1 CRISPR repeat array is annotated in these 4,148 nt (G+C 47.0%).

What is annotated here, in order from left to right:
* A CRISPR array of direct repeats spans positions 1–4,140; the repeat unit is 33 nt; unit sequence ATTTCAATCCACGCTCCCCATACAGGGAGCGAC.
* Positions 4,141–4,148: the final 8 nt, after the last annotated feature.

The raw sequence follows: 4,148 nt of genomic DNA, 5'->3' as shown, positions 1-4,148 counted from the left end.
ATTTCAATCCACGCTCCCCATACAGGGAGCGACCGCAACCCACGATTCATCTATATCAAATTAAAAATTTCAATCCACGCTCCCCATACAGGGAGCGACCCCGCAATTCGGGATAGTGATTCCCTTCTAAAAAATTTCAATCCACGCTCCCCATACAGGGAGCGACCTGTTTCTTCATCGAATGATTGGTACGGTTGAATATTTCAATCCACGCTCCCCATACAGGGAGCGACAATGTGGTACAATAAAAGAAAAATGGAGGGTGTATTTCAATCCACGCTCCCCATACAGGGAGCGACAAAAATTGCTTTAGAAACTCAACGATATTTGATTATTTCAATCCACGCTCCCCATACAGGGAGCGACACCAGTTAAAAATAAACCCCCGTCCTAAATTACTATTTCAATCCACGCTCCCCATACAGGGAGCGACCGCTTTAATACTTTATGAATCCATAAGTATTATTATTTCAATCCACGCTCCCCATACAGGGAGCGACACATTAATGCTTTTAATGGTAAAGCAAATGGCTATATTTCAATCCACGCTCCCCATACAGGGAGCGACAATTTTGTTGGGCAACTGACCCTGTTCATCGTTGGATTTCAATCCACGCTCCCCATACAGGGAGCGACGAAAGACGGCATCCGATCTGTGAGGATATATTGGATTTCAATCCACGCTCCCCATACAGGGAGCGACTATTAAACCTTATCTTTGGTGGCAGTACCTAAAAATTTCAATCCACGCTCCCCATACAGGGAGCGACGCTGCGCCCCGTATAGAGTTGCATTTCCATTAGCTAATTTCAATCCACGCTCCCCATACAGGGAGCGACTTGCGTACATCCATCAGGCAATTTGTCGATATGACATTTCAATCCACGCTCCCCATACAGGGAGCGACGGTTTATTTCTTTCCAGCGATATGTGTAATGCAGATTTCAATCCACGCTCCCCATACAGGGAGCGACTTGTTTATTTTTTTATTGACTCTTCTCGTGGTTAGATTTCAATCCACGCTCCCCATACAGGGAGCGACTTGTTTATTTTTTTATTGACTCTTCTCGTGGTTAGATTTCAATCCACGCTCCCCATACAGGGAGCGACTTGTTTATTTTTTTATTGACTCTTCTCGTGGTTAGATTTCAATCCACGCTCCCCATACAGGGAGCGACTTGTTTATTTTTTTATTGACTCTTCTCGTGGTTAGATTTCAATCCACGCTCCCCATACAGGGAGCGACGGTTTATTTCTTTCCAGCGATATGTTTAATGCATATTTCAATCCACGCTCCCCATACAGGGAGCGACGAGTGTGGTTTTATTGATAACGCAAACGATGCAAGATTTCAATCCACGCTCCCCATCCAGGGAGCGACTTGTTTATGATGTTATCTACTAATCCAGTGGATATTTCAATCCCCGCCCCCCATACAGGGAGCGACTTGCGTACATCCATCATGCAAATCGGCGATATGACATTTCAATCCACGCTACCCATGCAGGGAGCGACGGTTTATTTCTTTCCCGCGATATGTTTAATGCATATTTCAATCCACGCTCCCCATACAGGGAGCGACTTGTTTATGATTTTATCTACTAATCCAGTGGATATTTCAATCCACGCTCCCCATACAGGGAGCGACGAGTGTGGTTTTATTGATAACGCAAACGATGCAAAATTTCAATCCACGCTCCCCATACAGGGAGCGACAAGACCGAGGTTACAAACATTAAGACATTACTACATTTCAATCCGCGCTCCCCATACAGGGAGCGACGTGGATAGCAGGCAGAAGACGATGACCAACTTACAATTTCAATCCACGCCCCCCATACAGGGAGCGACAAGACCGAGGTTACAAACATTAAGGAATTACTACGTTTCAATCCACGCTCCCCATACAGGGAGCGACGCGTGTGGTTTTATTGATAACGCAAACGATGTAAAATTTCAATCCACGCTCCCCATACAGGGAGCGACAAGACCGAGGTTACAAACATTAAGAAATTACTACATTTCAATCCACGCTCCCCATACAGGGAGCGACGTGGATAGAAGGCAGAAGAAGATAACCAACTTACAATTTCAATCCACGCTCCCCATACAGGGAGCGACACCTCGTGGGTGTAAGGGACAAAGTCGGATAGGGAATTTCAATCCACGCTCCCCCTACAGGGAGCGACGTGGATAGAAGGCAGCAGAAGATAACCAACTTACAATTTCAATCCCCGCTCCCCATACAGGGAGCGACCGTACGGAGTCATCGGCAATAAATACGATCCCAGATTTCAATCCACGCTCCCCATACAGGGAGCGACACCTCGTGGGTGTAAGGGAAAAAGTCGGATAGGGAATTTCAATCCACGCTCCCCATACAGGGAGCGACGTGGATAGAAGGCAGAAGAAGATTACCAACTTACAATTTCACTCCACGCTCCCCATACAGGGAGCGACGTGGATAGAAGGCAGAAGAAGATTACCAACTTACAATTTCACTCCACGCTCCCCATACAGGGAGCGACGTGGATAGAAGGCAGAAGAAGATTACCAACTTACAATTTCACTCCACGCTCCCCATACAGGGAGCGACGCTATATTGAAAGACCTGTATTAGATCGTAGAGATTTCAATCCACGCTCCCCATACAGGGAGCGACGCATATCATCATAAGAAACAGGTAAATCCACCGTAATTTCAATCCACGCTCCCCATACAGGGAGCGACTCGTTCGGTGGGTTCGGTAGCAAATCAAAAAGTCAATTTCAATCCGCGCTCCCCATACAGGGAGCGACCATACGAAGTCATCGGCAATATATACGATCCCAGATTTCAATCCACGCTCCCCATACAGGGAGCGACCGGGTGAGTATGCAGTATTCAGACGGTCAGTTGATTTCAATCCACGCTCCCCATACAGGGAGCGACACGTGTCACGCGGCGGATAGGTTGCACACATTCATTTCAATCCACGCTCCCCATACAGGGAGCGACGTTATATTGAAAGACCTGTATTAGATCGTAGAGATTTCAATCCACGCTCCCCATACAGGGAGCGACGTATAGGCTGATCGGTTATCACTGGTATTCGTGATTTCAATCCACGCTCCCCATACAGGGAGCGACGTATAGGCTGATCGGTTATCACTGGTATTCGTGATTTCAATCCACGCTCCCCATACAGGGAGCGACGTATAGGCTGATCGGTTATCACTGGTATTCGTGATTTCAATCCACGCTCCCCATACAGGGAGCGACGTTATATAGAAAGACCTGTATTAGATCGTAGAGATTTCAATCCACGCTCCCCATACAGGGAGCGACGCATAGGCTGATCGGTTATCACTGGTATTCGTGATTTCAATCCACGCTCCCCATACAGGGAGCGACTGATGTTGTCGTCCAAGTTATGAACAAAATGATTATTTCAATCCACGCCCCCCATACAGGGAGCGACGTTCTATTGAAAGACCTGTATTAGATCGTAGAGATTTCAATCCACGCTCCCCATACAGGGCGCGACGCATAGGCTGATCGGTTATCACTGGTGTTCGTGATTTCAATCCACGCTCCCCCTACAGGGAGCGACGCATAGGCTGATCAGTTATCACTGGTATTCGTGATTTCAATCCACGCTCCCCATACAGGGAGCGACTGATGTTGTCGTCCAAGTTATGAACAAAATGATTATTTCAATCCACGCTCCCCATACAGGGAGCGACTAGGCATAGTAACGGGTCTGTTCAAAGTCACTTTATTTCAATCCACGCTCCCCATACAGGGAGCGACTAAAAAACTCAGTAACGGAGAGTACACCGTATTAGGAATTTCAATCCACGCTCCCCATACAGGGAGCGACTAAAAAGATAAATGACACATATGATCAGTTCTGGTGCTTTCAATCCACGCTCCCCATACAGGGAGCGACTAAAACACTCAGTAACGGAGAGTACACCGTATTAGGAATTTCAATCCACGCGCCCCATACAGGGAGCGACTAAAAAGATAAATGACACATATGATCAGTTCTGGTGCTTTCAATCCACGCTCCCCATACAGGGAGCGACTAAAACACTCAGTAACGGAGAGTACACCGTATTAGGAATTTCAATCCACGCTCCCCATACAGGGAGCGACTAAAAAGA

This window comes from Oceanobacillus indicireducens (assembly GCF_014647195.1).
In the GTDB taxonomy this organism is placed as follows: Bacteria; Bacillota; Bacilli; order Bacillales; family Amphibacillaceae; genus Oceanobacillus; species Oceanobacillus indicireducens.
This window is presented reverse-complemented; position numbering and strand designations above follow the sequence as displayed.